Source organism: Paractinoplanes atraurantiacus (assembly GCF_900215205.1).
GTDB classification, from domain to species: domain Bacteria; phylum Actinomycetota; class Actinomycetes; order Mycobacteriales; family Micromonosporaceae; genus Actinoplanes; species Actinoplanes atraurantiacus.
The window spans coordinates 782,856-809,847 of sequence record NZ_OBDY01000001.1 but is presented as its reverse complement, the minus strand read 5'-3'; the positions used below and the strand labels follow the sequence as shown (position 1 = coordinate 809,847).

The window sequence follows — 26,992 nt, the reverse complement described above, 5'->3', positions numbered from 1 at the left end:
GACCACCACCACTCAATCGTCAGCCGCTCGGGGTTGGTGAAGGCGCTACCGATCCTGACGGCGCCGGGGCCGACGGAGCCGTGGACGGCGCCGTCGACGGGGCCGCTGAGGCGCCGGTGGCGGCCTTCTGGGCGTTCTGGAAGTTGGTCATCGCGGTGTCGAGGGCCTGGAGCGCCTCGCCGTACTTGGCGAAGTCGCCGGACTGCTGGGCGGTCTTGACGTTGGCGATGGCCGTGTCGAGCGCGGCCGCGGCCTGGGCCAGCTCTCCGGTCAGCGACGCCGGTGGCGGGTTCGTCGTGTTGCCGTCGCCGGTGTTGTTGCCCGTGTTGTTGTTGCCTGTGCCGGAGCCGGCGTTCTTGCCCTGGGCCACCAGCTGTTCGAGGCCCTGTTTCAGGTTGTCGGCGAGGACCACGTAGGTACCGCCGTCGCCGTACGACATCAGGACCTTTTGCAGCAGCGGCGCCGCGTTGTCCTGGTTGCCGGTCTTGACGTAGACCGGTTCGACGTACAGGACACCGCCCTCGACCGGCAGGGAGATCAGGTTGCCGTAGAGCACCTGACTCTGTGCGTTGTTCGACAGCAGGTTCAGCTGTTGGCGTACGGCCGCGTTGTTGGTCATCTTCTGATGGACCTGGACCGGGCCGGGAATGACCGTCTGGTCGGGTAACTCGAGGACCTGCAGGACGGGTTTGTTGTCCACGTACGAGCCGGAGATCAGGGCGGCCAGGTTCTCACGGTTGGCCGGTGTGACGCCGGCCGTCAACTGGAATCTGGTCTGGTCCTGCTCGGGCAGTTGCACGTTCAGGTAGAACGGCGGCTGCTTGATGTTGCTCGACGGCGAGTCCGGCGCGTTCGGCACCTGCCAGAAGTCCTGGCCGGAGAAGTACGCCTGCGGATCGGTCACGTGGAACTTGGTGAGCAGGTTGCGCTGCACCTTGAACAGGTCCTGCGGGTAGCGGAAGTGCGCCTCGAGCGACGCCGGGGTCTCCGCCTTCGGGATGATCAGGTCACCGCCGAACGCCTTGTTCCACGCCTTGAGGACCGGGTCGTTCTCGTCGAACTCGTAGAGCTTGACCGTGCCGTCGTACGCGTCGACGGTCGCCTTGACCGAGTTGCGCATGTAGTTGACGTCGTCGCGGGCCAGGGCGAACTGCCCCTGGCCGGTGAGCTCGTCGCGCGTCTCGTTGGCCAGGTTGATCTTCTGGCTGTACGGGTAGGTCGCCGCCGTCGTGTAGCCGTCGAGGATCCAGGTGATCCGGCCGTCGACCACGGCCGGGTACGGGTCGCCGTCGATGGTCAGGAACGGCGCGACCTTTTCCACGCGGGAGCGCGGGTCGCGGATGTACATCAGCCGCGAGTCCTTGTTCACCGCGTCGGAGAGCAGGAAGTTGCTCTCGGTGTTCTTGACCGCGAAGACGAGCCGGCGGAAGAAGGAGCCGATCGGGACGCCGCCCTTGCCGTCGTACGTGTAAAGCTCCTCGGCGTTGTTGTTCTCCTCCTGCGGACGGTCGAACTCGACCTTCTTGTTCGCGTCCTCCTGGCCGACGATCGCGTACTCGGTGGACTGCTCGCCGAAGTAGATCCGCGGCTGGTCGACCTTGATCTCGTCGGTGGCCGAGGAACAGCCCGGCGGGCGGTCGTCGCCGAGGAAGCCGGAGACGAAGTACGGCAGACCACCGCAGACCACCTGGTTGGCCGGGGCCGCCACCAGGCCGTAGCCGTGGGTGTAGACGGTGTGCCGGTTGAGCCAGTTGCGCTGCTGGGCGGTCAGCTTGTCGTCGTTGATCTCACGGGCGCCGACCACGTAGTCGGCGGTCTTGCCGTCGATCGAGTAGCGGTCGACGTCGAGCTTTTTGCCGAAGTCGTAGAAGCCGCGGGACTGCTGCGACTGGGTGAAGGCCTGCGAGACCAGCTGCGGGTCGACCAGCCGGGCGTTCTGCGCGCTCGTGTCGCTGGTCAGCCCGGACTGCGGGACCACGTTGTTGGCGCGGTAGGGCGCCGTCTCGGTGGCGTTGATGCCGAACGCCGCTCTCGTGGCCTCGATCGAGCGTTTGATGTACGGCGCTTCCTTCTCGGCGAGGCTGGGCTTGACCGAGAAGTTCTGCACGGCGAGCGGGTAGATGCCGCCGATGGCCACCGCCGAGATGGCCAGTAGGGCCAGCGAGACACCGGGCCATACCAGGTTTCGCATGCCCGCGTTGGAGAACACGATGATCGCGATGGCCACCACGATGGAGATGTAGGCCAGGATCTCCTTGGCCGGCAGCAGCGCGTTGACGTCGGTGTAGCCGGCGCCGTAGAGGCCCGGCGACACGTGCTGCTCGAGCAGCAGGGCGCGGCGGTCGAGCACGTAGGCCACGGCCTTGAGCAGGACGAAGATCGCGACCAGCGTGGTCAGGTGGGCCCGGGCCGCGGTGGTCATGCGGTCGCCGACGCCCTGCAGGCGTACGCCACCGAAGATGTAGTGGACCGCGAGCGCGCCCAGCACCGAGAGCACGACGGCGGTGAAGGCGACGCCGAGGATGTAGCGCCACATCGGGTAGTCGAAGATGTAGAACCCGAGGTCCACGTTGAACTGCGGGTCCTTGACGCCGAAGTTCCCGCCGTTGCGGAAGAGCATCCAGTCTTTCCACCGGCCCTGCGCCGAGAGGCCGGCGAAGAAGCCGATGATCACGGTGATGACGGTGATCCACGTGCCCAGGCGGGGCGCGATGATCATCCGGTAGCGCTCGAGAGTGGCCTGCTCGGCCGAGTGCGGCCGCAGCAGCGGGCGCAGCCGGTAGGCCAGGTAGAGGTTGGCGGCGATGATCACGGCCACCGCGATGCCGATGGCCAGGAACAACAGGAGACGGGTGAGCAGTACACCGGAGAAGACGTTGACGAAGTCGACCTCGTTGAACCACAGATAATCGGTGTACGCGTCGATGCCCCACCCGAGCAGCGTGAAAAGAAGGAAGACCCCGACCAGGACGCCGACGGTGACGCGACCGCGCCGGCTCATCCTCGGAAGAGGGCTATTTCGCATAACCAACGGAGGCTCCACAATTCAGTCGGGCCGGTGTCTCACAGTACGACATCTGTCACGCGGCCGAGCACGGCTTGGGCGTGCCGCCGCTGGTGAAGGTCTTGAGCGCGGTCAGCGCGTCGTCCACGGTGGCGACCTCGGCCATCGGCAGACCGTCCACCGCGTTCTTCAGCGCCTCGGCGCAGTTGTCCTTGGGGACCAGGAAGATCTGGGCGCCGGCTTTCTTGGCGCCGACCAGCTTCTGCGGGATGCCGCCGATCGGCCCGACGTTGCCGTTGTCGTCGATCGTGCCGGTCCCTGCGATGATCTTGCCGCCGGTCAGGTCGGCCGGCTGGAGCTTGTCGAGGATGCCGAGCGTGAACATGAGGCCGGCGCTCGGTCCACCGATCTTGTTGAGGTCGATCTTGACCTTGAACGGGGCGTCCTGCCTGGTCCCGATCTCGATGCCCAGGCGCGGCGTCTTGTCGCCGCCGCTCGCCTTGGTGGTGACCTTGCCGGTCGCCGCCTTGCCGGCCCGCGTGTAAGAAACAGTGAAGGTGGTGCCGGCCGGCTTGGCCCGGACCACCTCGGTGACCTTGTTGGGATCGGTGATCTTCGTGCCGTCGATCGCGGTGACCACGTCGTTCGCCTCGAGCACGCCGATCGCGGCGCCGTCCTTGGTGACCTTCTTGACGTAGGTCTGCACCGGGTAGCCCAGCTTCTTCAGCGCGACGGTGACCGCGCTGGCCTGCGACTCCGTCCACTCCTCGGCGTTCTGCTGCTCGACCTGTTTCTCCGACTTGTCCGGCGGGTAGATCAGCTCGCGCGGCACCACCGCGTCCGAGTGGCTGAACCAGCTGCTGATCGCCCAGACCAACTCCACCTGCGACTGCACGTTGACCGTGGTCAGCCGGAGCTGCCCGGTCGAGGTCGAGGTCTTGGCGGCATCCGTCACCTGGATCACCTCGGCGCCGTTGTCCGAACCGAGTGTGTTGACCGTCGGACCGGGCTTCAGCACGACATAGGGCAGGGGTGCGGCCATGACACCGACTGCCAGCAGGGCGGTGATCAGGGCGCCGAGGATTACCGTGACACCACGACGTCTCATGCGCGTGAGACTATCCCCCCTGCCTGAGTGCTCTCTGAGCTGACCTGAGTTCTCTCTGAGCTGACAGCGCCATCGGTCCGGAGCGGGCGTTTCCCGCGTACGGTTGACTACGTGCCTGATATCCCGTTCGGCTTCTCCCTGCCGGGCGCCCAGCCGCCCGACCCCTCCGACCCGCAGCAGATGCAGCAGTTCATGGCGCAGCTGCAGCAGATGTTCGCCGGCCCCGGCAGCGGCCCGGTCAACTGGGACCTGGCCCGGCAGGTCGCGGCCAGCCAGCTGTCCGCGTCCGGTGACCCCGCGGTGAACATGTACGAGCGCAACCAGGTCGAGGAGGCCCTGCGCCTCGCCGACCTGTGGCTCGACCCCGCCTCGGCGCTGCCGAGCGGCATCCGCTCGGCCGCCGCCTGGAACCGCAACGAGTGGATCTACAACACTCTCGACGTCTGGAAGAAGCTGTGCGACCCGATCGCGGGCCGCATGGTGGGCGCGATGGGCGATCTCGTCCCCGACGAGGCGAAAGCGCAGCTCGGCCCCATGCAGTCGATGGTGGCCACGCTGGGCGGCGCCCTGTTCGGCGGCCAGCTCGGCCAGGCGCTGGGCCAGCTCGCGGCCGAGGTGCTCTCGGCCGGCGACATCGGCCTGCCGCTCGGGCCGACCGGCACGGCCGCGCTCGTCCCGGCCAACATCAAGGCGTACGGCGACGGCCTCGAGATCCCCGAGGACCAGGTCCGGCTCTACGTCGCGCTGCGCGAGGCGGCCCACCAGCGGCTGTTCGGCCACGTCCCGTGGCTGCGGGCGCACGTGCTGAACGCCGTCGAGACCTACGCGAACGGCATCACGGTCAACCGCGACGCCATCGAAGAGGCGATGAGCCGCGTCGACCCCACCGACCCCGAGTCGATGCAGGCCATGGCGCTCGAGGGCATCTTCACGCCCGAGGACACCCCGCAGCAGAAGGCGAGCCTGGCCCGCCTCGAGACGGCGCTGGCCCTGATCGAGGGCTGGGTCGGCCACGTGGTCGACTCCGCCGCGGGCGACCGCCTGCCGTCGGTGGTCCAGCTCGGCGAGGCCTTCCGCCGCCGTCGCGCCGCCGGTGGCCCGGCCGAGCAGACCTTCGCCGCCCTCGTCGGCCTCGAGTTGCGCCCGCGCCGTCTGCGTGAGGCGGGCGCGCTCTGGACGGCCGTGGCCGAGCAGCGCGGCATCCAGGGCCGCGACGCCCTGTGGGGTCACCCCGACCTGCTGCCGACCGACGAGGATTTCGCCAACCCGCAGGTCTTCGCCCAGGGCAGCGCCGACTGGGACATCAGCGAGCTCGACAACCTCGACAAGCCCGACGAGGACAAGTAACTGGCCGTGGCCGGTCCGGCTTTTTTGGAAGTACGGATCGGCCACAGCTCCGCTTCGACAGCGCGGCCTAGCTGCCGTCCCCAGCCTTTGCCGCGTGCTGCGGGCTGAGCTGCAACTCGAGCTTTAACCCCCGAGGATGGCCCGGGTGTTCTCCCAGCCCTCCAGAGCGGGGTCGAGCGAGGCCAGCTCGGCCGGGCCCTTCAGGCGGCGCCACTCGGGAGTCGAGGAGACGGCGCCGGGCTCGGGAGCCGTACGCCGCAATAGTTGTGCCGTTGCCGTGTCCAGGTCGAAATCGGCCAACCAGGACGGCGCGGGAAGGCTCGTGGCCAGGCCGAGCAGGCCGTTGCCGGGCCCGCCGGCGGCCACCGCGACCGCCTTGGTCTCCAGGGGCCGCAGCAGCTTCCCGAGGATCATGCCGGGCAGGTCGGGGGCGTCGGCGGCGATCACGGCGGCCTGGTCGAAGCCGTCGGCCCCGGCGGCGGCCAGGACGGGCAGATAGGTCGCGGTGGGCACCTCGTAGATCCGCATGCCGGGCCAGGCGATCTCCTCGGCCAGCTCACGGTCGGCCGGGGTCGCCGCGATGGCCGCCTCGGCCTGGGCCAGGCGGGCGAGAAGGTCGACCACGTCCTCGGCCAGGGCGGCACGCCACGCGGCCAGGCCGACGCCGGGCGGGCTCCACTCGACGGGCACCAGCAGCGCAGCAACGAGCCGTTTCACCACAGCTCCAGCCTAGAGCCCGTCAGTCGTCAGCCTGGAGCCCGTCAGTCGTCGCCCAGGACCACGCCGGTGGCGGCCGAGATGCCCTCGAGATAGCCGCGGGCACGCTCGGCCTTGGGGTAGCGGTTGACCAGCTCCCAGAAACTGGCGCTGTGGCTGGGGACGACCAGGTGGGACAGCTCGTGCAGCAGCACGTAGTCGATCACCCAGTCGGGCATCTCCTGGATGCGGTGGGAGATGCGGATGGTGCCGTCGTCGGGGGTGCAGGAGCCCCAGCGGCCGTTCTGGTTGGTCACCCAGCGCACGCTGGCCGGGCGGACCCGCTCGGCGTGGTCGGCGAGGTAACGGCCGGTGAGGCGACGGGCCCTGGTCAGGAGCTCGTCGTCCGTACGGCGAATGCGCTCTTCCCGGGCCTCGAGGCGAGCCAGCATGCGCTCGACCCACTCGGTCTCCTCGGCACGGGAGAATCTGTCCGGGATGAGCACGACAACGCGCTCACCGTCCCTGTACGCGGACACTGTGCGACGCCGGCGCTGGCTGCGCCGCACTTCGACGACAGGCTTGCGCGTCCGGGCCATCACCGGCTCGCGAGGCCCAGATTCGGGTTCACGTTGAGACGCTAATCCGTGAGACCCATGTCACCGCAAGAGTACGGCGGATGACACCCGCCGGATATGCGTAGTTGCTCCCAGTATTACCGGAAAAAATTTCCACAGCCGCAACACCGATGACAGCACGCCAACTTAGCGCACGCACCTCGCGTCCCTTTTACGACCGTTTGATGGCAATCCCCGGCGTGTTGCGGCACAACTGACCAAAAAGGGCGATTCCTCCCGGCACACTCACGTCGGCGCCGACACCAGCGGCACCGCGCTGACATGGAACCGGCTTGACCTGGGTAGTGGACGGCCCTGACGGGCGGCCACATCCATGTGGTCGCGGAACGGTCCAGCGCCGAAACGAGCTCGCTCGGGCCGAACCCCGGCCGACAACATCGCTTAGGAGGAACCGTGGCCGACAACACGTACAACGGCTACTGCGTCAAGTGCAAGGAGAAGCGCGACTTCCAGGGGACCGTCGAGGTCTCCAAGACCGGCATGAACATGGCCAAGGGCAAGTGCCCGGTGTGCGGCACCACGGTCAACCGCATCCTGGGCAAGGCCAAGGCCTGAGTCACCCGACCGGGGAGGGCTCGTCGCCCTCCCCGGTGCATTACCTCCCAACGCCATATCCACACCGAACCGAGCACGTTGAGTGAGGTTGTGGACAACTCCCTAGCCTGTGGATAACCGCCTCAGACCTGTGGATAACCCGCTTCCCGGGCGGTGCGGGCCTGTGGACAACGAACTCGCTCCGCAGCGCCGCAGTGACATGCTGTCACTCGTGAACCGCCCTCTCCTTCTTCCCGGGCTCCCCCGAGTCTGGCGGGACGACACCGAACTGCAGCTGGGCGCCGACCCGGCCCAGGCCGTCCTGCTGCGCCTGCCCCACCCCCGCGCGGCCGGGATGCTCGACCTCCTCGACGGCACCCGCCCCGAGCGTTCGGTCCTGCTCCGGGCCGTCGAGCTGGGCATACCCCTCGACCAGGCGCAGGCCGTCCTCGAATTCCTGCACGCGGCCGGGCTGGCCCGTCCGGCCGCCGCGCTGATCCCGCGCACCCCCGACGGCGTGGCCAACCAGCGCCTGGTCGGCGAGGCGACGGCGCTGGCCCTCAAAGACCGCCGCGGGCGAGCACCCACGGCCACCCTCCGGCGCCGCCAGGTCGCCTCGGTGATGATCACAGGGCGTGGCCGCCTGGGCGCGCCGATAGCTGTCGCACTGGCCCAGGCCGGCGTCGGCCACGTGCGGGCGAACGTCCCGGGGCTGGTCCAGGAGGACGAGCTCGCCGCGGGACCGTTCGGCACCGGCGCGATCGGCACACCGAGAAGCGAGGCCATCGCCGAAGCCGTGGCCCAGGCCATGCCGGACGTGGACACCCACCGCCTGCGCACGGCCAGGCCGGCCCTGGTCATCCAGCTCGACGCCGACGAGCCGGCGGCCCTGGTCGCGGCGGCACACGCCGCCCGCCGCCAGCCCCACCTGGCCGTGACGATCCGCGACGGCGCCGCGGTGATCGGCCCGCTGGTCCCCCACGCGGGCGGCCCGTGCCTGGCCTGCCTGGACCTGCACCGCCTCGACCGCGACGCAACCTGGCCGGGCGCGGCCCGCTCCCCGTCCCCAGAGCCGTGCGCGGTGACAACGCTGCTGGCAGCAACCGCCTACGCCACAGCCGAGGCCTTGGCCTTCCTGGACGGCGACACCCCAGAAACCCTCGGCGCCTCCCTCGAGATCACAGCCGCGGGCCACTCCCGCCGCCGCACCTGGCGACCCCATCCCGCGTGCGACTGCACACGCCACCGCCCAGCCCCAAGACAGCGCCCAGCCCCAAAGCAGCGCCCGACCTCAAGCCAGCGCCCGACCTCAGGTCCGCGCCCGACTCCAGGACAGCCGTCAGATCAGCCCTCGGCCTCAGACCAGCGCCCGACTCCAGGACAGCACCCAGCCGACACCGCCGCCACGCCCGGAACCGCGACACGCCAGCCGGCTACGAGAAGCGACACCGGCCAGCCGCCCCCACCCACCACACGGCGCCCGCCCAAGAAAGCCGGCTGAGACAGAGCGGCGAGAGCGAGGCGCCGAACTCCCAACCCACCGATCCGTCACCCCCGCCACCCCGGCTACCCCACTGGCCCGCCCCATCCACCCACCCCGCCACCCCGCACACGTCCCTCGCTCCGCCGCCTCCATCCGCCATCCCGCACACCCCGCTGACCCCGCCGCCTCCATCCGCCCCGCCGCATCCACCGCCCCGCCATCCCGCAGGACCCCGCTGGCCCCGCCGCATCCACCGGCCCCTTCGCCCCCAGCGACTCCACCGGCCCCACACGCAGCTGCCAAGGCGGCGAGGGTGGCGGTCAACCGCGCCGCACCACGCGGCGGCCAACCGAGAGGAAGCAAAGAGCAGCCGAAGAAGGGTGGCCGACAACCACGCCTCACCATGCCGCGGCCGACCGAGCGGGAAAGCAAGCGAGCGGCCAAGGTGAGGTAGCCGTCAACCACGCCTCACCACGCGGCGCCGGCTCAGGGGAAAAGCGAGCGGGGGACCGAGGAAAGGGTGGCGGTCAACCGCGCCCCCGCCGCGCGGCCTTGACCGAAGGAGTCGAGGGAGCGCTGCCGGTCAACGGCGTCCACTGCCACCTCGGCGGCCTGGCGAGGGTGAAGCTAGGAAGCGGCCGAGGGTGGGTGGTGGAGGTTGTGGTGGGGTGGGGCGGGATTTGTGGAGAGGTGGGAAACTTGTAACGGACTTTTGTGGGCGAGTAGGGCGAAGCCGCCCCAGGCGGGCCGAGTAATGGCGCGGCGTCGGTCACAATGATCTGGTGAGCGATATACCGCGGCGGGCGGCGGCCCGTACGGCCAAGCTTGCTTCGCTTCCTCTGGGGTTTGCGGGGCGGACGGCTCTCGGGCTGGGCAAGCGTGCCGTCGGGATCGCCACCGACGTCATCTCGGCCGATATTCAGCAGCGGACCGCCGAGCAGCTCTTCAGCGTGCTGGGGCAGCTCAAGGGTGGGGCCATGAAGTTCGGGCAGGCGCTGTCCGTCTTCGAGGCGGCCATGCCCGAGGAAATGGCGGGGCCCTACCGGCAGGCGCTGACCAAGCTGCAGGAAGCGGCGCCGCCGATGCCGGTGGCCAGCCTGCACAAAGCTCTGGCCGAGCAGCTCGGGCCCGACTGGCGTGAGCTGTTCGCCGAGTTCGACGACAGCCCGGCCGCCGCGGCCAGCATCGGGCAGGTGCACCGCGCGGTGTGGAAACTGCCTCCCGCCCGCAAGAACGCCAAGCCGAAGACCGTGCCCGTCGCGGTCAAGGTGCAATATCCGGGTGCCGGCGAGGCCCTGCTGGCCGACCTGAAGCAGCTGTCCCGGCTGGCCGGCATGTTCAAGATCATCCAGCCTGGCATGGACATCAAGCCGCTGCTGGCCGAGCTGAAGGAGCGGATCACCGAGGAGCTCGACTACGCGATGGAGGCCGAGACCCAGAGGGCCTTCGCCACCGCGTACGCCGGAGACCCGGAGATTTATGTCCCCAAGGTGATCGCCTCGGCGCCGCGGGTGCTGGTGACCGAGTGGGTCGAGGGCACGCCGCTGGCCAAGGTGATCTCGGACGGCACCGAGGAGGAGCGCGACGAGGCCGGGCGGCTCATGGCCCTGCTGCACTTCTCCGCCCCGGCCCGGGCCGGGCTGCTGCACGCCGACCCGCACCCGGGCAACTTCCGGATGCTGGCCGACGGGCGGCTCGGCGTGATCGACTTCGGTGCGGTGGCCCGGCTTCCGGGCGGGCACCCGGAGGCGATCGGGCGGCTGGTGCGGCTGGCGCTCGACGACGACGCCGACGGGGTCGCCGAGGGGCTGCGCGAGGAAGGCTTCATCAAGCCCGACGACGAGATCGACGCCCGGGCCGTCCTCGACTTCCTGCGGCCGATGATCGAGCCGGTCGCCGTGGACGAGTTCCGGTTCACCCGGGCCTGGCTGCGCGGCGAGGCGACCCGGCTCAGCAACCCGCGCTCGCCGGCGTACCAGCTCAGCCGCAAGCTCAACCTGCCGCCGTCATACCTGTTGATCCACCGGGTCACGCTCGGCTCGATCGGCGTGCTGTGCCAGCTCGAGGCCAGCGCGCCCTATCGCGGCATCCTGGAGAAGTGGCTGCCGGGATTCGCGCATGAAGCGCCCGTAGCCTGAAGGCCATGACCCACATCGACGATCTGGCCGCCTTCGTCTCCGCCTCACCCAGCTCCTATCACGCGGCGTCCGAGGTGGCGCGCCGGCTGACCGAGGCCGGATATCGCCCGCTCGACGAGACCGCCGACTGGCGCGGCGAGGTCCGGCCGGGCGCGCGGCTGCTCATCGTGCGGGACGGCTCGGTCATCGCGCTGGCGATCCCCGACGGCGCGGATGCCGGCACCCCGTTCCGGATCCTCGGCGCGCACACCGACTCGCCCGGTTTCAAGCTCAAGCCCAAACCCTCGACTTCCGTGTACGGCTGGTTGCAGGCCGGAGTCGAGGTGTACGGGGGCCCGATCGTCGCCTCCTGGTTCGACCGTGAACTGGAGCTGGCCGGCCGCGTCGTGCACCGCGACGGCACCAGCCACCTGGTGCGCACCGGCCCGTTCGCCCGCATCCCGCACCTGGCCATCCACCTCGACCGCGAGCTGAACAACGGTTTCGCGCCCGACCGCCAGCGCGAGGTCCAGCCGGTCTTCGGCGTCGGCGCGGCGGGCGAGGCCGACGTGGTCGGGCACCTGGCCGGGCTGGCCGGCATCGACAGCGAGGCCGTCGCCGGATACGACATCGTCACCGTCGACAGCGCCGCCCCGGCCCGTTTCGGCCAGGACGGCAAGCTGTTCGCCTCGGCCCGGCTCGACAACCTCTCCTCGGTGCACGCCGGGGTGACCGCGCTGCTGGCCGCCGAGCCGGCCGGCGCCATCGCGATCCTGGCCGCGTTCGACCACGAGGAGGTCGGCTCCGAGAGCCGCTCCGGCGCGGCCGGGCCGTTCCTGTCCGACGTGCTCGAGCGGGTCTCGTCCGCGCTCGGTGGCGACCGTTCCGATCTGGCCCGCGCCATCGCCGGGTCGTGGTGTCTCTCCTCGGACGCCGGTCACGCCGTACACCCGAACCGCCCCGAAAAGCACGACCCGGTGAACCGGCCCGTCGCCGGTGGCGGTCCCCTGCTGAAGATCAACGCGGTGCAGCGGTACACGACCGACGCGACCGGCGCCGCGCTCTGGGCGCGCACCTGCGCCAAGGCGGGCGTGCCGTGGCAGGAGTTCGTCTCGAACAACGCGGTGCCCTGCGGCTCGACGATCGGCCCGATGACCGCGGCCCGGCTCGGCATCCCGACGCTGGACGTCGGCATCCCGCTGCTCTCGATGCACTCGGCCCGCGAGCTCACCCACGTCGACGACCCGGCCTACCTGGCCGCCGCGATCGAGGTCTTCCTCTCCGCCGGCGCCTGACCCGCGTACGCCCAAGGCCAGCGGAAGCCCGGCCCGCGGAAGCCGGCCCTCGGAAGGCCGGCGCCGGAGACATAGCGAAAGGCCCGTCCGAAGCGGACGGGCCTTTCAATCATCGGTGTCTAGAAACGCCCACCACCGAGTTCGCGCGAGGCCCTGTGCTGGGCTTCCATGGCTACTCGACGGGCGGGACGGTGTGCCTCAGGTGTGTAGTCACTCTGAGGCCGACGCATTCGGGCACGGGACAACGCTTCTTGGAGGAGTCTCATCTTCGTTCCGTTCGGGTTCATCTCGATGCTCGGCTTTCGGGTAAGGGGGTTGGGGAGGGTGTGCATGTCAGGCCGCCAGGCGGACGGAGTTGCGGGAGTCCAGACCGTTCGCGGCGAGCCGCTCCTCGACCTCGTGGGCCAGCTCGGCGTCGCGCGCCACGTCGGCCTTACGGGGACGGCCACGCGGCCGCTTGCGCGGAACCACGGCACCGCGCTCGAAGATCTCGCCGCCCCAGACACCCCAGGGCTCGTTCCGCTCGGCCGCACCGGCCAGGCACTCGACGCGCAGCGGGCAGTCCCCGCAGAGCGACTTGGCCAGTTCCAGCTGGGCCGGGGAGTCGGAGAACCACAGGTCCGGGTCGAACTTCCGGCAGGGCAGGTTTGCCTCGATCTCGACGCTCACGTCGAGTGGGGCCAGCGCCAGACTCATAAAGCCCGGTCACCTCTCTCTTCTCTTCGATCTTCTGGATCGCCGTTCAGGTCGTGCACCGGCCGATGAGCCGGCAAAAAATTAAGGCCGCGGATCCCGGTTACGGGTTCCGCGGCCTCGAGGTGAGCCGGAGGTCTGAGTCTCTCAGACCGGCCTTCCTCGAGGCGGGACACCGCTGCCACCATCCGTGTAGCGCTTGGAGATGGAGACATTGCTGCCCTTGAACCCAGTGGTGCCTTCGATGCGAACCGCAGCGCCGCCCAGCTCGGCCCGGGCGGAGACCTGGTGCACCAGCGACACCGGGGCCCGCTCAGCGGCCAGCACTGCCACGGGGGCAGCCGGCTGGAGAGCGGACGGAGCGCAGGCAAGGGTCAGCGGCATCGACGGTCGCGTCATCGTCATCTCGAAGATCTCCATGTCTGCCACCTCCTCCAATTGCTTGCACTCGTGTCTTGACCTCGCCGAACGTTGCCGCTCGGTGAGCTGTGTTCTGAGGCTATGCCTGCCCCGCACGGGGAGGCAAACGAATTAACGGGTTGATTCTCAAAGTTTTTCCGCGGCGGCCGAAAGTGGGTCCGCGCCACCGACCAGAGCGAACACCGCGGGCCCGTACTGACCGAGCTTGCGCGGCCCGATCCCGGCGATCGCGAGAAGCTCGGCCGGATTGGACGGCCGGCGCTCCGCGAGCGCCACCAAGGTGGCATCGGTGAACACCACGTAAGCAGGAACGCTGAGCTCCTCGGCCATAGTCGCGCGCCAAGTCTTCAGCCGCTCGTAGAGATCCTCGTCGAGGTCCGACGGGCAGGTCGGGCAGCGGCCCAGCTTGCGGTCGGCGCCGGCCAGCAGGGTGGCCCCGCAGACGCGGCAGGACGAGACCTGCGGGCGCCTTCGGTCGGGTTTCCGACTCCGGTCGCCGCCGGCCCGCTCGGTGGTCGAGTTGCGCTCGAGCTGCGGCAGGAACCGGCAGGGCCGGCGGGCGCGGCCGCCCGACGAGCGCATCTGCCCGTACGAGAGCCACAGGTACTGCCGGGCGCGGGTGACCCCCACGTAGAGCAGGCGGCGCTCCTCCTCCAGCTGCTCGGGCGTCTTGGCGTACGTCGTCGGAAGGGTGCCGTCGGCGAGACCGACCAGGAAGACCGCGTCCCATTCGAGGCCCTTGGCCGAGTGCAGCGAGGCCAGGGTGACGCCGGCGACGGTCGGCGCGTGCTGCTGCTCGGCCCGGCGGGCCAACTCGTCGTTGAAGCCGGAGAGCGTCAGGTCGCGCTGCACCGCCCCGGCCTGCCCGATCGGCTCCAGGGTGGGGCTCTTGGCGTACTCCTCGGCCAGCGTGACCAGGGCGGCCAGCGCCTCCCACTGCTCGCGGGCGGCGCCACCGGGCGGCGGCTTCTCCCGCTGCCATCCGGTCGCGGCCAGCCCTTCGACGACGGCCTGCACGAGCGGGGTCTCGCCGGGGATCGAGCGGACGGCGGCGCGCAGCGCGATCATCGCCTGGCGGATCTCGGTGCGCTCGAAGAACCGCTCGGCCCCGCGAACCACGTACGGGACCTCGGCCTCGGCCAGTGCCTTTTCGTACGTCTCGGATTGCGCGTTTATCCGGAAGAGCACCGCGATCTCGCTGGCCGGCGTGCCCGCGGCGATCAGCTCGCGGCATTTCTTGGCCACCGCGGCCGCCTCGCCCGTCTCGTCCGGGAAGATCTTCAGCTCGGGTTCGGCCCCGGGCGGGCGCTGGCCGACGAGTTCCAGGCGCAGCCGGGCCTCGTTGCCGCGGGCCTGCCGGATCACGGCGTTGGCCAGGCCGACGACCTGCGGGGTGGAGCGGTAGTCACGGACCAGCCGGACCACTACCGCCTCGCGCCGCTGCCGCGGGAAGTCGATCAGGTACGACGAGGTGGCGCCGGTGAACGAGTAGATCGTCTGGCTGGCGTCGCCGACCACGGTCAGGTCGTCGCGCCCGCCCAGCCACGCCTCCAGCAGCCGCTGCTGGAGCGGGTTGACGTCCTGGTACTCGTCGACGACGAAGTGTCTGTATTGGGCGCGGATCTGCTCGGCGACGTCCGGGTGGTCCTCGATGCCCCAGACGGCGGCCCGCAGCATGTCCTCGAAGTCGATCACGCCCTGCCGCCGCTTGAGCTCCTCGTAGGCGGCGAAGACCTCGGCCACCTTGGCCGGCTCGAAGGGCGGCTCGCGCAGCGCCTTGGTGGCCGCCACGGGGTACTCCCCGGGCTCGACCAGCGACGACTTGGCCCACTCGATCTCGCTGGCCAGGTCGCGGGCTCCGGTGCGGTCGGCCCGCACCCCGACCCGGGCCGCGGCCAGGCCGACCACACGGGCCTTGCTCTCCAGCAGCTCGGGCATGGCCCGGCCCTCGAGCAGCCGCGGCGCGAAATAGCGGACCTGGCGCAGCGCGGCCGCGTGGAACGTGCGGGCCTGCACGCCGCGGGCGCCGAGCTCGGTGAGCCGCGAGCGCATCTCGGCGGCGGCGCGGGCGGTGAAGGTGACGGCCAGGATGTGCCGCGGGTTCACCTCGCCGGCCAGCGTCCGATAGGCGATGCGATGGGTGATCGCCCGCGTCTTGCCGGTGCCCGCACCGGCCAGGATGCAGACCGGGCCCGCCGGGGCGGTCACCGCCGTCCGCTGTTCGGGGTCGAGCCCGGCCAGCACCGCATCAGTCAGCACAACAGGGAATCATGACACCAGGGGTGGGCGTTGTGCCTGAAGGCGCTGTGCCATGTGACCCATCCGAAGGGATCCTGACCGATGCTGACCATGTACTCGACGTCCTGGTGCGGATATTGCCACCGCCTCAAGTCGCAGCTCGACCGCGAGGGCATCGCCTACGACGTCGTGGACATCGAGCGCGAGCCGGCGGCGGCCGACTTCGTGATGAGCGTCAACGGCGGCAACCAGACGGTGCCGACCTTGAAGTTCGACGACGGGTCGGCGCTGACCAACCCGTCCATCGTCCAGGTCAAGGAGCACCTGGCCGCGCTGGCCGCTAGCTGAGCTCTTCCGCCGGCGCTTCCTCCGGGACAGCCGGCATGGGAATCGGGACGGCGAGCTTCTCGGCCTGTTTGATCAGGTCGTCGAGCTCGCCGTCGGTCATCGCCAGCTCGTCGGCGAGAGAAGCGGACAGCAGCAGATGTACGCCGGAGCGGACGGCCACGTCGATCTCCTCCACCGGCACCTTCTCGCCCAGCGCCTCACGCACCAGCATTTCCGCGTCGAGCGCGGGCAGCGCCGCCGCGGCGTGGAAGTTCACGGCCGTCGCCACGCTGCGGCCGATCTCGGCCAGCGGGCTGTCGGTGAGGAACCGGCGGCGCACCATGAGACCGAAAGCGATCTCCCATACGCGGCGTTCCGTGTCGCCCGCCGGAGCGGCCAGCCGGGCCGGCACGTCGTTGCGGGCCACCGCCTGGAGCAGGTGGCCGAGCCGCGGCTCGGGCGGGAAGACGGCGCTCACGACGACCGCTCCACCCGGTGCTCGGCCTGCTCGACCAGGTCGGCCAGGTGCGCCGGCGGGATGCCCGGCGGGCGCACCAGGTCACCCACGACGTAACAGATCAGCTCGAAGCGGCGCAGGTCCGGGATCCGGTACGCCAGGTCGGGCTCGCCGACCGCGGACCGGATCACCGCCTCGGCCTCGCGGGCCAGGGCGCCGTCGGTCGGGAGTGACTGGTATTCGAGCAGGTCGCGCACATATCCGGTGACGTCCCGCGGGTCGCGCCCGACGAAGCTGCGGCGCACCGCCACGGTGAACAGCTCGCGCAGCAGCCGGACCGCGCCCGGCGAGTCGCTCAGACGGGACAGCGACCGCGCCGGGTGCTCCTGTTCGAGCGCCTCGAGGACGTTGCGGCCCGCCGCCGTCGCCGTCTTGACTAATGTCCCGTTTTGTCCCACATACGTAGGTTAATCCGGACGCTACGGAATCAGAGCCGGAATGCTGGAGTCCAGCAGCCCCTGCTCCCTCAGCACGCCGTAGAGCGGAGTGGTCTGCGGGAAGTGACCCCACGCGTGGTCGCCGCTGCCGTCGCCGGCATGGCCGAGCAACTGGCGCTGCACGCCGGTGAAGCCCGCCCACTCGGGGCGGCCGGGCAGGCCCGCGGTCTCGTCCCGGCCGGCGATCCAGCGGTACGTGTAACCGAAGAACGCCCCGACCCGGGTGACCGGCGAGTAGTTGTCGGAGCGGGCGTGCCAGAGCCGGCGGTCGAAGACGACGAGATCGCCGGGGTTCGCAGTGATCTGGATGGCGCCCTCGGGCTGCGGCCACGGAACGCCGCGGGTCGGCGGACCGGGCAGCCAGTTCGTTTTGTGGCTGCCCGGCAGAACGGTGAAATTGCCGCGGCCGGGCTCGCTCACGTCGGAAAGCCAATAGGCCAGCTTCACCGACAGCATCGGGCGCGGATCGGTCTCGATCTCCCGGTTCTGCCGGCCACCGTCCTGGTGCCAGTGCCACCAGTCCTTCTGTTTCCGCTGAATCTGCGGATGAACGTCGATGTGCGAGTGATAGACGTGCACGTTCCAGCCGAGCAGCGACCAGATGTAGCGGAAGGCCACCGGGTGGTCGAGCAGGAAGGCCAGCTCGGGCAACGAGCTCACCGCCGACAGTTGGTGCAGGGCGCCGGTCGGCCCGAGGCCGTGACCACCGGGTTCACCCGCACGCTGGAAGGCGCCGAGGATCGCGGTGCGGGCGACGTCGATCTCGCTCGGCGACAACACCCCACGGACGACCAGAAAGCCGTCCCGGTCGAACCGGGCGCGCTCATCGGCCGTCATCGGAGCCCATGCGGGCGCTTCCACCTGCGTCATCGAATTTCCACCTCTCGGTCTTTGTATAGCGAAGACGAGTCGGTGGCGCGCGAAGGTTACCCAGGAAGCAGAAAACTTTTCTGATTAGAGAAAGTTCAAACAGCCAGCCAGCTCTCAATGAGATAGAAAGCGATCGAAGAAGGCATCGGAAGGCCCATCCGGACACCAGTTTCCGGGTGCTGATAGTCGCCCGCGATCATTTTCGCGATGTCCTCACGGGAGAACCAGTGCGCCTCGTCGATCTCGGCCGGATCGAGCGTGAGCGGCTGGTCCGGGTCGGCCGTGGCGTGGTAGCCGAGCATCAGCGAGCCCGGGAACGGCCAGGACTGGCTGCCCGCGTACCGCAACGTTTTCAGCCGCAGGCCGACCTCCTCGCCGACCTCGCGCACGACGCTGGCCTCGGCCGACTCGCCGGGCTCGACGTAGCCGGCCAGGCACGAGAAGCGCAGGCCGCCGTCCGGCGCCGCGCCCCAGGTGGCGTTGTGGCCGAGCAGGCAACGGCCCTCGGGGCCCGGCCGGCCGTCGTGCACCAGCACGATCATGGCCGGGTCGGTGCGCGGCCACATGGTGTTGCCGTCCTCGTCGACCCGGGCCCAGCCGGCCTCGATCGCCTTGGTCGGCTGGCCGGTGCGCGGCGAGAACTTGTGGCTGCGGTGCCAGTTGCCGAGCGCGGCGGCCGTGGTGAAGATGCCGGCGTCGCGGTCGCTGAGCAGGTGACCGACGTCGCGCAGGGTGGCCGCGCGGGCGCCCTCGATCTCCGGGAGCGCCGCGTCGATGGTCCAGAGCGGGGTGCCGTCACGGTCCTCGCCGAGGAACCAGTGCTCGCCCTCGGGCGCCTCGGCCGGGGCGAGAAGGACGAGAGTGTCCTCCTTGACGAGCGCACGGCCACCCTTGGACAGGTCGACCACAAGGACCAGGCCCCTGTTCCAGGCCTCGGACAACCAGGCTTCGTCCGTACGGTGGTGGGCCGCCCGGTCGAGGGTCGTGCGGGCCAGGGGCGGCGAACCGGGCTGCTCGTGCAGGTCGGGCTGTTCCGGAGCACTCACGCGGCGCCACGTTCCACGGTCGTGAGCGCGGACAGCGGCGCCTCCACCTTGTCGGCGTCGCCCAGGATGACGGTGACCGCCTTGGACGGCGCGAGGAACCGCGACGCCACGTCGGCCACCTGCTCGCGGGTCGCCGAGGCCAGCGCCGCCGTGTACTCCCGCAGGTGGTCGAGGCGCAGGCCGATGCCGGCGTACATGCTGGCCAGGCCGGCCAGACCGGCCTGGGTGGACATGCCGAGGCGCAGCGTGCCCAGGGCGTAGCGCCGGGCCTGCTCCAGCTCCTCCTCACCGGGCGGCAGGCTGGCGATGCGGCCCAGCTCGTAGAGGGTCTCGAGCAGCGACGGGCCGGTCACCTCGGTGGCCACCTCGGCCGCCACCATCAGGGCCGAGCCGGCCGCGAAGTGCTCGATGCCGGTGTGCGGGCCGTACGTGTAGCCCTTGTCCTCGCGGATGTTCTCGACCCAGCGCGACGAGAAGTAGCCGCCGAAGACCAGGTTGGCCAGTTGCAGGGCGGCGTAGTCAGGGTCGGTGCGCTCCAGCGCCGGCAGCGCCATGCGCAGCGACGACTGCACCGCGCCGGGCCGGTCGACCAGCAGCAGCGGGCCCGGCTCCAGCGGCGGGGTGGGCGGGATCGTGCCGTCCTTGGCCGGGCCGGTCCAGCTGCCGAGCGCCTTCTCGGCGGCGTCGATCGCCTTCTCCGGGTTGATGTCGCCGACCAGCACCAGCACGGCGCCCTCGGGGCGGACCCGGTCGGCGTGCAGCGCGCGCAGCTGAGCCGGGCGCACGGAGCGGACCTGCTCGGGCTCGGGCGTCTGGATCGCGTACGGATGCTTGCCGTAGATCCGCTTGAGCAGGGCTGTGCGGGCCAGGTGGGCGGGCTGGCTCTGCGCGACCTGGATGTGGTCGACGAGGCGCTCACGCTCGGTGGCGACCTCCTCGTTGGGATATCCGGGGTCGGTCAGCACCGCGGCCAGGATCTCGAGCATCCGGTCGAGCCCCGCCGCCAGCGAGTTACCGCTGATCAGCAGCTTGTCGGGGTCGAGGCCGGCCGAGAGGCCGCCGCCGACCGCCTGCAGCTCGGCCGCGATGTCGACGCTGGTCATCGTGCCGGTGCCGGTGAACAGCGCCTGCGACAGCAGGGTGGCCCGGGGCAGCGGCGTCTTGCCGAACGGCACCCGCAGCCGCAGCTCGACCAGCGGGACCGCCGGCCGCCGGATGGCGATCACGGTCAGCCCGCCGGCGATCGTGCGCTCGGCCTCGCGCGGCAGCTTGATCTTGGCGTCGGGAATGAGATCGGGCAGGGCTTTAGTCGTCATGATGCGGTGGCTCCCGGGAGGACCTCGACGGTGGCGCGACGTTCGGGGCGCAGGGTGGCCGCGGCGGCGACGATCTGCGCCTCGGTCACCTCGCCGACCAGCTTGGGCAGCTCGTTGAGCATCTCGGGGCGGCCGCGCTGGAGCTCGAGCACGGCCATCGGCAGCGCCCGGCCGAGCACCGCGTCGGTGTCGCGCAGCAGGTGGGTGGCGATGCGGGCCTGGGTGCGCTCCAGTTCGCCGGGCCGCAGCCCGTCGGCGGCCAGCCGGTCGAGCTCCTCGTCGACCGTGCGCAGCACCTTTTCCGCGTCGCCGCCGGGCGGCATGTGCGCCTGCAGCAGCAGCGCGGTCGGGTTGCGCACCTGGAACTCGTCGCCCATGAAGCCGATGTAGCCGCCGATGCTGGTCACCGTGCGGTCGCGCTGCACCAGGCGCTCGACCAGGCGGGAGGCGTCGCCGTCGGTGAGCACCTCGGCCAGCACCACGAACGGCAGGTAGTCCTGGAACGCGTTGATCGGGTCGGGGACCCGCCAGGCGCTGGCCACGCCGGGCAGCGGGGCGAGCTTGTCCGTGTACGAGTCGCGGCGCTCACCGTCGAGATCGGGCTCGTCGAAGTCGGGCCGCTCGGGCGCCGGGCGGGCCGGCACGTCGCCGAAGTGCCGCTTGATCATCTCGGTGGCCTTGGCCACGTCGAAGTCGCCGGCCACCGCGAGCGTCGCGTTGCCGCAGGCGTAGTAGCGGTCGAAGAAGTTCTGCGCGTCCTCGACGGTGGCGCTGTCGAGGTCGCCGAACGAGCCGTAGCCGTCGTGGGCGTTGGCGAAGGTGTCGAACATGACCGGTGGGAGCCGGAGCCAGGGGAACCCGCCGTACGGCCGGTTGAGGACGTTGACCCTGATCTCCTCCTTGACCACGTCGATCTGGTTGAGCAGGTTTTCCTCGGTGAGGCGGGGGCCGCGCATGCGGTCGGCCTCGAGGAAGAGGGCCCGCTCGAGCGCGCCGGAGGGCAGCGCCTCGAAGTAGTCGGTGAAGTCGAGGTGGGTCGAGCCGTTGAAGGTGCCGCCGGCGCCCTGCACATGCCGGAAGTGGGCCAGCTTCTCCAAGTTTTCCGAGCCCTGGAACATCAGGTGCTCGAAGAGATGGGCGAAGCCGGTGCGGCCCTCGGGCTCGGATCGGATGCCGACGTCGTAGACGACCGCGACACCGACGACCGGGGCGCTGCGATCGGGGGTCAGCACCACCCGCAGACCGTTGTCCAGGGTGAATCGCTCGACCGGATATTTCGTCGCGGGGATCTTGATTCTGCGCGCCACGAAATGACATTAGCGCCTCCCGTGGCCCACCGCCGCGAGTGCATGTCACCGAGCGGCGACCGGACGATCGCATCCCGTCATGCGGACGAGGGTTGACCCCAATCTCTACTTAGGCCATTATTCCTATCCGCTAGATAGGTTAAACAGACAATGGCACGGACGGTCAGGGGGAACCGTGTACGTCTCGGCACGAACCGACTACGCCGTGCGGGCGATGCTCGCCGTCGCCGCGGAAAACCCGCGCCTGGTCAAGGCCGCGTCACTGGCCGCCGCCCAGGACATCCCGCTCAGTTTTCTGCAGGGCATCCTGCTCGACCTGCGCCGCTCCGGGCTGCTGCACAGCCACCGCGGCGTCGACGGCGGATACGCGCTGGCCCGGCCCGCCACCGAGATCACCGTGGGCGACGTCGTCCGCGCGGTCGGCGGGGCGCTGACCACCGTGCGCGGACTGCCCACCGGCACCACGACCTATCGGGGCGCGGCCATCGGGCTGCGCGACGTGTGGGTCGCCGTCGAGGAGGCCATCGAGGGCGTCGTCGACCACCGGACCCTGGCCCAACTCAACAACATCTAGGAGTAGAGAGCCATGAGCTCCCGCACCATACGTGCGCTTGCCCTCGCCGCCACCGCCGTGCTGTCCGCCTCACTGCTGGCCGCGTGCGGCGGCGATGACGACGCGGCCGCCGGCAGCACCTCGGAGGCGAGCGCCATCCGCCTCGGCTACTTCCCCAACATCACCCACGCCCCGGCGCTGATCGGCGTCAACAAGGGCTACTTCCAGAGCGCGCTCGGCAGCGCCAAGCTCGAGACCAAGACGTTCAACGCCGGACCGGCCGCCATCGAGGCGCTCTTCTCGGGGGCGATCGACGCCACGTACATCGGCCCGAACCCGGCCATCAACGGCTGGGCCCAGTCCAAGGGCAGCGGCCTGAAGATCATCGCGGGCAGCACCTCGGGCGGCGCCGGCCTCGTGGTCAAGGAGGGCATCAACAGCCCGGCCGACCTCAAGGGCAAGAAGATCGCCACCCCGCAGCTCGGCAACACCCAGGACGTCGCGCTGCGCGCCTGGCTCAAGGAGAACGGCCTCAACGCCGACACGCAGGGCGGCGGCGACGTCTCCGTGCTGCCGCAGGACAACGCGACAGCGCTCCAGGCGTTCGCGCAGGGCTCGATCGACGGCGCCTGGGTGCCCGAGCCCAACCTGAGCCGCCTGGTGCTCGAGTCCAAGGGCAAGGTGCTGGTCAACGAGAAGGACCTGTGGCCGAACGGGCTGTTCGTCACCACCCACCTGATCGTCACGCAGGAGTTCCTGAAGAAGTACCCGGCCACCGTGAAGAAGCTGCTCCAAGGCCACCTCCAGGCGCTCGACGAGATCGAGAAGGACAACGCCGGCGCCCAGAAGGCGGCCAACGAGCAGATCAAGGCGCTCAGCGGCAAGCCGCTCAAGGACAACGTGCTCGAGTCCTCCTTCAAGAACCTGACCTTCACCGCCGACCCGGTCGCCTCGTCGCTCTACACCAGCGCGAAGCACGCCGAGGACGTCGGCCTGCTCAAGCCCGTCGACCTCAAGGGCATCTACGACCTCGGGCCGCTCAACGAGCTGCTCAAGGCCGCGGGCAAGCCCGAGGTCAGCGACTCCGCGGCCTGACATGAGCGTCCTTCAACTGGAGAACGTCTCCAAGGAGTACGGCTCGCTGCTGGCCCTGGACCGGGTCTCGCTCACGGTCCAACGGGGCGAGTTCGTCTGCCTGCTCGGCGCGTCCGGCTGCGGCAAGAGCACCCTGCTCTCGCTCGTGGCCGGGCTCGACCGGATCAGCGGCGGGACGCTGGACATCGGCGACCGCAAGGTCTCGCTGATGTTCCAGGAGGCGGCCCTGTTCCCGTGGCTCTCGGTGCGGGCCAACGTCGAGCTGCCGTTGCGGCTGCAGGGCGCCGGCCGGGCCGAGCGCCGCCGCCGGGCCGACGAGCTGCTGGAGATCGTCCGGCTGCGCGACTTCGGCGACAAGCGGCCGCACGAGCTGTCGGGCGGCATGCGCCAGCGCGTCGCGCTGGCCCGTGCCCTGGCCCAGGACGCCGACGTCCTGCTGATGGACGAGCCGTTCGGTGCGCTGGACGCGATGACCCGCGACATCCTGCACGACGAGCTCGAGCGGATCTGGCGCGAGCAGGAGCTGACCGTCCTGTTCGTCACGCACAACGTGCGTGAGGCGGTGCGGCTCGGCGACCGGGTCATCCTGCTGAGCAGCCGGCCGGGCCGGGTGATCGAGGACTTCGCGATCGCACACGCGCGCCCCCGGCGCATCGACTCCCCCGAGGTCTCGGGCCAGGCCGCCGAGATCACCGATCGGCTGCGCGCGGAGGTGGCCCGTCATGGCAACTGAGACACTGGACCGGGCCGTCAGCGGCCTCGACGCCCTCGAGCTCGGGCCGAAGCGCCAGAAGGGCGACACCGGCAAACGGATCTGGAAGAGCACCTGGCCCAAGCTGCTGGCCATCGCGATCGTGCTGCTCGTCTGGCAGATCGTGGTCTGGGCCGAGTGGAAGCCGATCTACGTGCTCCCGTCGCCCGAGACCGTCTTCACCGACCTCGGCACGGTGATCACGACGGCCGACTTCTGGGACGGCGTCCGGGTGACCATGACCCGGGCCTTCACCGGGTTCCTGCTGGCCGTGGTCATCGGCACGGTGGTCGGTGCGCTGGTCTCCCAGTTCGCCCCGCTGCGGGCGGCGATCGGCTCGCTGATCACCGGCCTGCAGACGATGCCGTCGATCATGTGGTTCCCGCTGGCCATCCTGCTCTTCCAGCTCAGCGAGAGCGCGATCCTGTTCGTGGTCGTGCTGGGCGCGGCCCCCTCGGTGGCGAACGGCCTGATCAGCGGCATCGACTACGTACCGCGGACGTGGCTTCGGGTGGGCCAGGTGCTGGGGATGCGCGGCTTCGCGAAATACCGGCACCTGATCCTGCCGGCGTCGCTGCCGTCGTTCATCTCGGGCCTCAAGCAGGGGTGGGCGTTCTCCTGGCGCAGCCTGATGGCGGGCGAGCTGCTGGTCATCGTGCCGGGTGCGCTCTCCATCGGCGTACGGATGCAGCAGGCCCGCGACCTCAGCGACTCGAGCCTGGTCATCTGCTACATCATCGTCGTCCTGATCATCGGCATCCTGATCGATGTTCTCTTCAACGCGGCCGACAACGCCCTGCGCAAGCGCTGGGGCCTGTTGTCGTCCTAGAGGGGCCGCACCGACTTCAAGACGTCGTCCACGACGTAGTCGAACTGCTTGTGGGTGCCGGGGATCGAGACGTACAGGACCGCGGCCGTCGTCTTTCCGACGTCGATGACCGCCACCGCCGACAACTCGTCGGTGGCGGTCAGGCCGGGCGACGAGAAGTGCAGGCGGAACTCGCTCACCCAGGCCGGGCGGCCGCCCAGCGTGGTCAGCTCGTCCCGCATGGCGTCCATCGTGTTCGGCTGCGGGTAGTACTCGGCGCGCACGTCCGCCGCCACCTGACGGCCCACGCACTCCAGGTTGAGCGTCACCGCGTCGTTGTCCGCGGCCGGCACCGCAGCCGACAGGATCGAGGCGTGGTAGCTCCCGCCGCTGTACTGCTCGGTGACGAAATGCTGGCCCACCTTGTACGGGACCTCGAGCGTCCCGGCCCGCCAGACGGTGTCCCACGGGACCCACGGAGCGCCGTACGCCTTGTAGGAGATGCCGGCCTCGGTGTCGGTCGTGCGCTGTCCGGACTCCGGCGGCGGGGCCGAGGGCGCCTGGGTCGCGCCGGCGCTGGGCGACTCGCTGGGCGCCGGGCAGGCCTGGGCGAGGGGCGGCCGGACGTCGGTCGGCGCCGAGGCCTGATCGCGGAACGGATTGGTGTCCGAGGACAGTACCACCACGAGCAAAACGGTCAGACCAATTGCGAGAATGGCGCCGGCGATCGCGGCGAAGATTTGTATCTGCCGCTTCTGCCGGTTCTTGTCATCGCGCGGAGGCTCAGGGTCCGACGGCGGTGGCAGCGACGGCACACCCGTGACGAGCCCGGAGCCGAAGCCACCGCCCGGTCGTTGCCACGTCTGGTCGGACATGAATCCCAGTGAACACCACGATCGTGAACGAGCCCTAGACGCCCCCGAGCAACCCCAGCATCTGGTGCCACACGGCGGGAGCGACACCGGCCGGATCGGACAGAGCCGGATACCACGGAGTGAAAGCCACGGCGAGAACCAGCACGACGCCCACCGAGGCGAAGGCGCACACATACGCCAGCTCACGGCGGGCCGAGGGACCCCGCATGCCGTCGCCTCCCCGTTGAAAAAGACCAGACATTGGTAAGACGCTCGTTAGGGGCGTTCCGTTGCATCCGGCCCAGGAGAAATTCAGCGACGTCCGCTACCGTCTTGCCATGGAACTCGTGTATCCCCCGGTGGTCGCGGCGGCAAAGGCCTGGTTCCGCGCGCTCGACCTGAAGATTCAGGTGGACGGAGCCGAGCACATCCCGCCGGCGGGCGGGGCGGTGCTGGCGAGCAACCACGTGAGCTACCTCGACTTCATCTTCTGCGGGCTCGGCGCCCAGCCGGCCAAGCGGCTCGTCCGCTTCATGGCCAAGAAATCCGTCTTCGACCACAAGATCAGCGGCCCGCTGATGCGCGGCATGCGGCACATCCCGGTCGACCGTGACGCCGGCGCCGCGTCGTTCCGCGAGGCGACCCAGGCCCTGAAGGACGGGGAGGTGGTCGGCGTCTTCCCCGAGGCGACGATCAGCGAGTCGTTCACCGTCAAGGAACTCAAGTCGGGCGCGGTGCGGCTGGCCCGTACGGCCAAGGTGCCGTTGATCCCGATGGTCGTCTGGGGCCCGCAGCGGCTCTGGACCAAGGGACACAAGAAGGAGCTGGGCAAGCGTCACGTGCCGGTCATCATCAAGATCGGCGAGGCGATCGAGATGCAGAAAGGCGTCTCGCCCGACGCGCTGACCGCGATCCTCAAGGAGCGGCTCAGCGGGCTCCTGGACGCGGCCCAGCGGGCGTACCCGGACAAGCCCTCGGGTCCTGAGGACCGCTGGTGGCTCCCGGCCCACCTGGGCGGCACCGCGCCTCTGCCCGAGGCCGCGGCGGTCTGACCTGTGCCGGTCTGAAGCAACGAAAACGGCGCCGCACCCCGGCTGGGGGATGCGGCGCCGTTCTTGTCGTTCTACCTGCTACCTGCTCCGGATGGAGATCAGAGCGGGCGGATGTTCGCGGCCTGCGGGCCCTTCTGGCCCTGCGTGACCTCGAACTCGACCCGCTGGTTCTCGTCCAGCGAGCGGTAGCCGGAAGTCTGGATAGCGGAGAAGTGGGCGAAGACGTCGGCGCCGCCGTCGTCCGGGGTGATGAACCCGAAGCCCTTGTCCGCGTTGAACCACTTCACAACGCCGGTAACCATGCTCGTCTCCTCGACGGTCGATCGTTCCCGACCAGTATGGACGGGAACGAAATAGTAAGACCCACACTTCGTGAGTCTCGTGCTGCCGTACTGATCGCCCGTACCGGAGAAACCCGGGTTACGACAAAGAGCGCCTGGGGCAGACTTCCCCACAGGCGCTCCTGAGTACTTGGGAACCAAACTG

27 protein-coding genes are annotated in these 26,992 nt (G+C 69.9%); 11 read left to right on the top strand and 16 right to left on the bottom strand.

The features are described 5' to 3' along the window. Nucleotides 1–19: 19 nt before the first annotated feature. The gene (locus tag CRP55_RS03840; protein ID WP_097318015.1) at nt 20–3,001 is read right to left on the bottom strand and encodes a UPF0182 family membrane protein; all 2,982 of its coding nucleotides are present in this window, start codon (nt 2,999–3,001) and stop codon (nt 20–22) included. Between the two features lie 79 nt (nt 3,002–3,080). Further along, complete coding sequence (locus tag CRP55_RS03835) at nt 3,081–4,112, bottom strand: YlbL family protein (protein WP_097318014.1); 1,032 nt, start codon at nt 4,110–4,112, stop codon at nt 3,081–3,083. Nucleotides 4,113–4,292: 180 nt separating this feature from the next. Between CRP55_RS03835 and CRP55_RS03830 the strand changes: the two genes are divergently transcribed. Beyond that, entirely contained in the window at nt 4,293–5,459 is a 1,167-nt protein-coding gene (locus CRP55_RS03830; RefSeq protein ID WP_179855027.1) for a zinc-dependent metalloprotease, read from the top strand. 123 nt (nt 5,460–5,582) lie between these two features. Here the strand turns inward: CRP55_RS03830 and CRP55_RS03825 are convergent, their stop codons facing one another. Both CRP55_RS03825 and CRP55_RS03820 read right to left on the bottom strand, forming a co-directional pair. Further along, nucleotides 5,583–6,179: a hypothetical protein gene (locus CRP55_RS03825; protein WP_097318012.1), complete on the bottom strand. Its 597-nt coding sequence runs from the start codon at nt 6,177–6,179 to the stop codon at nt 5,583–5,585. Between the two features lie 41 nt (nt 6,180–6,220). Next, nucleotides 6,221–6,754 carry a M48 metallopeptidase family protein gene (locus tag CRP55_RS03820; RefSeq protein ID WP_097318011.1) on the bottom strand — a complete coding sequence of 178 codons (534 nt, stop codon included), beginning with the start codon at nt 6,752–6,754 and terminating at the stop codon, nt 6,221–6,223. Between the two features lie 432 nt (nt 6,755–7,186). Here CRP55_RS03820 and CRP55_RS52755 point away from each other — a divergent pair, with 432 nt between their 5' ends. From CRP55_RS52755 to CRP55_RS03805, 4 genes are all read left to right on the top strand, one after another. Then, on the top strand, nt 7,187–7,348 hold the full coding sequence (locus CRP55_RS52755; protein ID WP_015625326.1) for a DUF5679 domain-containing protein: 162 nt from the start codon (nt 7,187–7,189) through the stop codon (nt 7,346–7,348). Between the two features lie 211 nt (nt 7,349–7,559). Continuing rightward, on the top strand, nt 7,560–8,828 hold the full coding sequence (locus tag CRP55_RS03815; RefSeq protein ID WP_342751512.1) for a ThiF family adenylyltransferase: 1,269 nt from the start codon (nt 7,560–7,562) through the stop codon (nt 8,826–8,828). A 764-nt stretch (nt 8,829–9,592) separates the two neighbouring features. Beyond that, the gene (locus CRP55_RS03810; protein ID WP_097318010.1) at nt 9,593–10,948 is read left to right on the top strand and encodes an ABC1 kinase family protein; all 1,356 of its coding nucleotides are present in this window, start codon (nt 9,593–9,595) and stop codon (nt 10,946–10,948) included. Nucleotides 10,949–10,953: 5 nt separating this feature from the next. Continuing rightward, nucleotides 10,954–12,222 carry a M18 family aminopeptidase gene (locus tag CRP55_RS03805; protein WP_097318009.1) on the top strand — a complete coding sequence of 423 codons (1,269 nt, stop codon included), beginning with the start codon at nt 10,954–10,956 and terminating at the stop codon, nt 12,220–12,222. A 333-nt stretch (nt 12,223–12,555) separates the two neighbouring features. Here the strand turns inward: CRP55_RS03805 and CRP55_RS03800 are convergent, their stop codons facing one another. From CRP55_RS03800 to CRP55_RS03790, 3 genes are all read right to left on the bottom strand, one after another. After that, entirely contained in the window at nt 12,556–12,918 is a 363-nt protein-coding gene (locus CRP55_RS03800) for a WhiB family transcriptional regulator (protein WP_097318008.1), read from the bottom strand. 144 nt (nt 12,919–13,062) lie between these two features. Then, a complete protein-coding gene (locus CRP55_RS03795; RefSeq protein ID WP_143234389.1) occupies nt 13,063–13,335 on the bottom strand; it encodes a hypothetical protein in 273 nt (90 codons plus the stop codon). A gap of 126 nt (nt 13,336–13,461) precedes the next feature. Next, entirely contained in the window at nt 13,462–15,594 is a 2,133-nt protein-coding gene (locus CRP55_RS03790) for an ATP-dependent DNA helicase UvrD2 (protein WP_097318006.1), read from the bottom strand. Between the two features lie 81 nt (nt 15,595–15,675). Here CRP55_RS03790 and CRP55_RS03785 point away from each other — a divergent pair, with 81 nt between their 5' ends. After that, a complete protein-coding gene (locus CRP55_RS03785; protein ID WP_097318005.1) occupies nt 15,676–15,921 on the top strand; it encodes a mycoredoxin in 246 nt (81 codons plus the stop codon). Here CRP55_RS03785 and CRP55_RS03780 read toward each other — a convergent pair. The 6 genes from CRP55_RS03780 to CRP55_RS03755 all read right to left on the bottom strand — a co-directional run bounded on the left by CRP55_RS03780 (nt 15,914) and on the right by CRP55_RS03755 (nt 21,393). Continuing rightward, entirely contained in the window at nt 15,914–16,378 is a 465-nt protein-coding gene (locus tag CRP55_RS03780; RefSeq protein ID WP_097318004.1) for a hypothetical protein, read from the bottom strand. The genes CRP55_RS03785 and CRP55_RS03780 overlap by 8 nt on opposite strands. Continuing rightward, a complete protein-coding gene (locus tag CRP55_RS03775; RefSeq protein WP_097318003.1) occupies nt 16,375–16,815 on the bottom strand; it encodes a hypothetical protein in 441 nt (146 codons plus the stop codon). Before CRP55_RS03775 ends, CRP55_RS03780 begins: the two co-directional genes overlap by 4 nt. A 21-nt stretch (nt 16,816–16,836) precedes the next feature. Further along, nucleotides 16,837–17,724, bottom strand: a complete 888-nt coding sequence (locus CRP55_RS03770; RefSeq protein ID WP_097318002.1) for a phytanoyl-CoA dioxygenase family protein — start codon at nt 17,722–17,724, stop codon at nt 16,837–16,839. 95 nt (nt 17,725–17,819) lie between these two features. Beyond that, nucleotides 17,820–18,746 carry an NAD(+) diphosphatase gene (gene nudC / locus CRP55_RS03765; RefSeq protein WP_438865762.1) on the bottom strand — a complete coding sequence of 309 codons (927 nt, stop codon included), beginning with the start codon at nt 18,744–18,746 and terminating at the stop codon, nt 17,820–17,822. Nucleotides 18,747–18,766: 20 nt separating this feature from the next. Next, nucleotides 18,767–20,086 (bottom strand): M16 family metallopeptidase, encoded by a 1,320-nt coding sequence (locus CRP55_RS03760; protein WP_097318000.1) that lies wholly within the window; start codon nt 20,084–20,086, stop codon nt 18,767–18,769. Next, entirely contained in the window at nt 20,083–21,393 is a 1,311-nt protein-coding gene (locus CRP55_RS03755; RefSeq protein ID WP_097317999.1) for a M16 family metallopeptidase, read from the bottom strand. Before CRP55_RS03755 ends, CRP55_RS03760 begins: the two co-directional genes overlap by 4 nt. 175 nt (nt 21,394–21,568) lie before the next feature. Between CRP55_RS03755 and CRP55_RS03750 the strand changes: the two genes are divergently transcribed. Genes CRP55_RS03750 through CRP55_RS03735 form a run of 4 tightly spaced genes read left to right on the top strand, consistent with a single transcriptional unit; the run spans nt 21,569 to nt 24,621 of the window. After that, complete coding sequence (locus CRP55_RS03750) at nt 21,569–21,967, top strand: RrF2 family transcriptional regulator (RefSeq protein ID WP_097317998.1); 399 nt, start codon at nt 21,569–21,571, stop codon at nt 21,965–21,967. Between the two features lie 12 nt (nt 21,968–21,979). After that, nucleotides 21,980–23,041 (top strand): ABC transporter substrate-binding protein, encoded by a 1,062-nt coding sequence (locus CRP55_RS03745; protein WP_097317997.1) that lies wholly within the window; start codon nt 21,980–21,982, stop codon nt 23,039–23,041. A gap of 1 nt (nt 23,042) precedes the next feature. After that, a complete protein-coding gene (locus CRP55_RS03740) occupies nt 23,043–23,774 on the top strand; it encodes an ABC transporter ATP-binding protein (RefSeq protein ID WP_097317996.1) in 732 nt (243 codons plus the stop codon). Further along, nucleotides 23,764–24,621 carry an ABC transporter permease gene (locus CRP55_RS03735; protein WP_097317995.1) on the top strand — a complete coding sequence of 286 codons (858 nt, stop codon included), beginning with the start codon at nt 23,764–23,766 and terminating at the stop codon, nt 24,619–24,621. Before CRP55_RS03740 ends, CRP55_RS03735 begins: the two co-directional genes overlap by 11 nt. Here the strand turns inward: CRP55_RS03735 and CRP55_RS03730 are convergent. Further along, entirely contained in the window at nt 24,618–25,475 is an 858-nt protein-coding gene (locus tag CRP55_RS03730; protein WP_097317994.1) for a hypothetical protein, read from the bottom strand. The two genes, CRP55_RS03735 and CRP55_RS03730, sit on opposite strands and share 4 nt — an antisense overlap. A 34-nt stretch (nt 25,476–25,509) precedes the next feature. Further along, nucleotides 25,510–25,683 (bottom strand): hypothetical protein, encoded by a 174-nt coding sequence (locus CRP55_RS52750; protein ID WP_179854999.1) that lies wholly within the window; start codon nt 25,681–25,683, stop codon nt 25,510–25,512. 109 nt (nt 25,684–25,792) lie between these two features. Between CRP55_RS52750 and CRP55_RS03725 the strand changes: the two genes are divergently transcribed. Continuing rightward, nucleotides 25,793–26,506, top strand: coding sequence for a lysophospholipid acyltransferase family protein (locus CRP55_RS03725; RefSeq protein ID WP_097317993.1), 714 nt, complete (start codon nt 25,793–25,795; stop codon nt 26,504–26,506). Between the two features lie 98 nt (nt 26,507–26,604). Here the strand turns inward: CRP55_RS03725 and cspE are convergent, their stop codons facing one another. Further along, a complete protein-coding gene (cspE, locus tag CRP55_RS03720; RefSeq protein WP_015625344.1) occupies nt 26,605–26,808 on the bottom strand; it encodes a transcription antiterminator/RNA stability regulator CspE in 204 nt (67 codons plus the stop codon). Nucleotides 26,809–26,992: the final 184 nt, after the last annotated feature.

Excerpts from the sequence above, each read along its gene's own strand:
- CRP55_RS03840 (WP_097318015.1), bottom strand. The coding sequence starts at position 3,001 with ATGAGCCGGCGCGGTCGCGTCACCGTCGGCGTCCTGGTCGGGGTCTTC.
- CRP55_RS03835 (WP_097318014.1), bottom strand. The coding sequence starts at position 4,112 with ATGAGACGTCGTGGTGTCACGGTAATCCTCGGCGCCCTGATCACCGCC.
- CRP55_RS03830 (WP_179855027.1), top strand. The coding sequence starts at position 4,293 with ATGCAGCAGTTCATGGCGCAGCTGCAGCAGATGTTCGCCGGCCCCGGC.
- CRP55_RS03820 (WP_097318011.1), bottom strand. The coding sequence starts at position 6,754 with ATGGCCCGGACGCGCAAGCCTGTCGTCGAAGTGCGGCGCAGCCAGCGC.
- CRP55_RS03805 (WP_097318009.1), top strand. The coding sequence starts at position 10,954 with ATGACCCACATCGACGATCTGGCCGCCTTCGTCTCCGCCTCACCCAGC.
- CRP55_RS03800 (WP_097318008.1), bottom strand. The coding sequence starts at position 12,918 with ATGAGTCTGGCGCTGGCCCCACTCGACGTGAGCGTCGAGATCGAGGCA.
- CRP55_RS03795 (WP_143234389.1), bottom strand. The coding sequence starts at position 13,335 with ATGGAGATCTTCGAGATGACGATGACGCGACCGTCGATGCCGCTGACC.
- CRP55_RS03785 (WP_097318005.1), top strand. The coding sequence starts at position 15,676 with ATGCTGACCATGTACTCGACGTCCTGGTGCGGATATTGCCACCGCCTC.
- CRP55_RS03770 (WP_097318002.1), bottom strand. The coding sequence starts at position 17,724 with ATGACGCAGGTGGAAGCGCCCGCATGGGCTCCGATGACGGCCGATGAG.
- CRP55_RS03760 (WP_097318000.1), bottom strand. The coding sequence starts at position 20,086 with ATGACGACTAAAGCCCTGCCCGATCTCATTCCCGACGCCAAGATCAAG.
- CRP55_RS03745 (WP_097317997.1), top strand. The coding sequence starts at position 21,980 with ATGAGCTCCCGCACCATACGTGCGCTTGCCCTCGCCGCCACCGCCGTG.
- CRP55_RS03740 (WP_097317996.1), top strand. The coding sequence starts at position 23,043 with ATGAGCGTCCTTCAACTGGAGAACGTCTCCAAGGAGTACGGCTCGCTG.
- CRP55_RS03735 (WP_097317995.1), top strand. The coding sequence starts at position 23,764 with ATGGCAACTGAGACACTGGACCGGGCCGTCAGCGGCCTCGACGCCCTC.
- CRP55_RS03730 (WP_097317994.1), bottom strand. The coding sequence starts at position 25,475 with ATGTCCGACCAGACGTGGCAACGACCGGGCGGTGGCTTCGGCTCCGGG.
- CRP55_RS52750 (WP_179854999.1), bottom strand. The coding sequence starts at position 25,683 with ATGCGGGGTCCCTCGGCCCGCCGTGAGCTGGCGTATGTGTGCGCCTTC.
- CRP55_RS03725 (WP_097317993.1), top strand. The coding sequence starts at position 25,793 with ATGGAACTCGTGTATCCCCCGGTGGTCGCGGCGGCAAAGGCCTGGTTC.
- cspE (WP_015625344.1), bottom strand. The coding sequence starts at position 26,808 with ATGGTTACCGGCGTTGTGAAGTGGTTCAACGCGGACAAGGGCTTCGGG.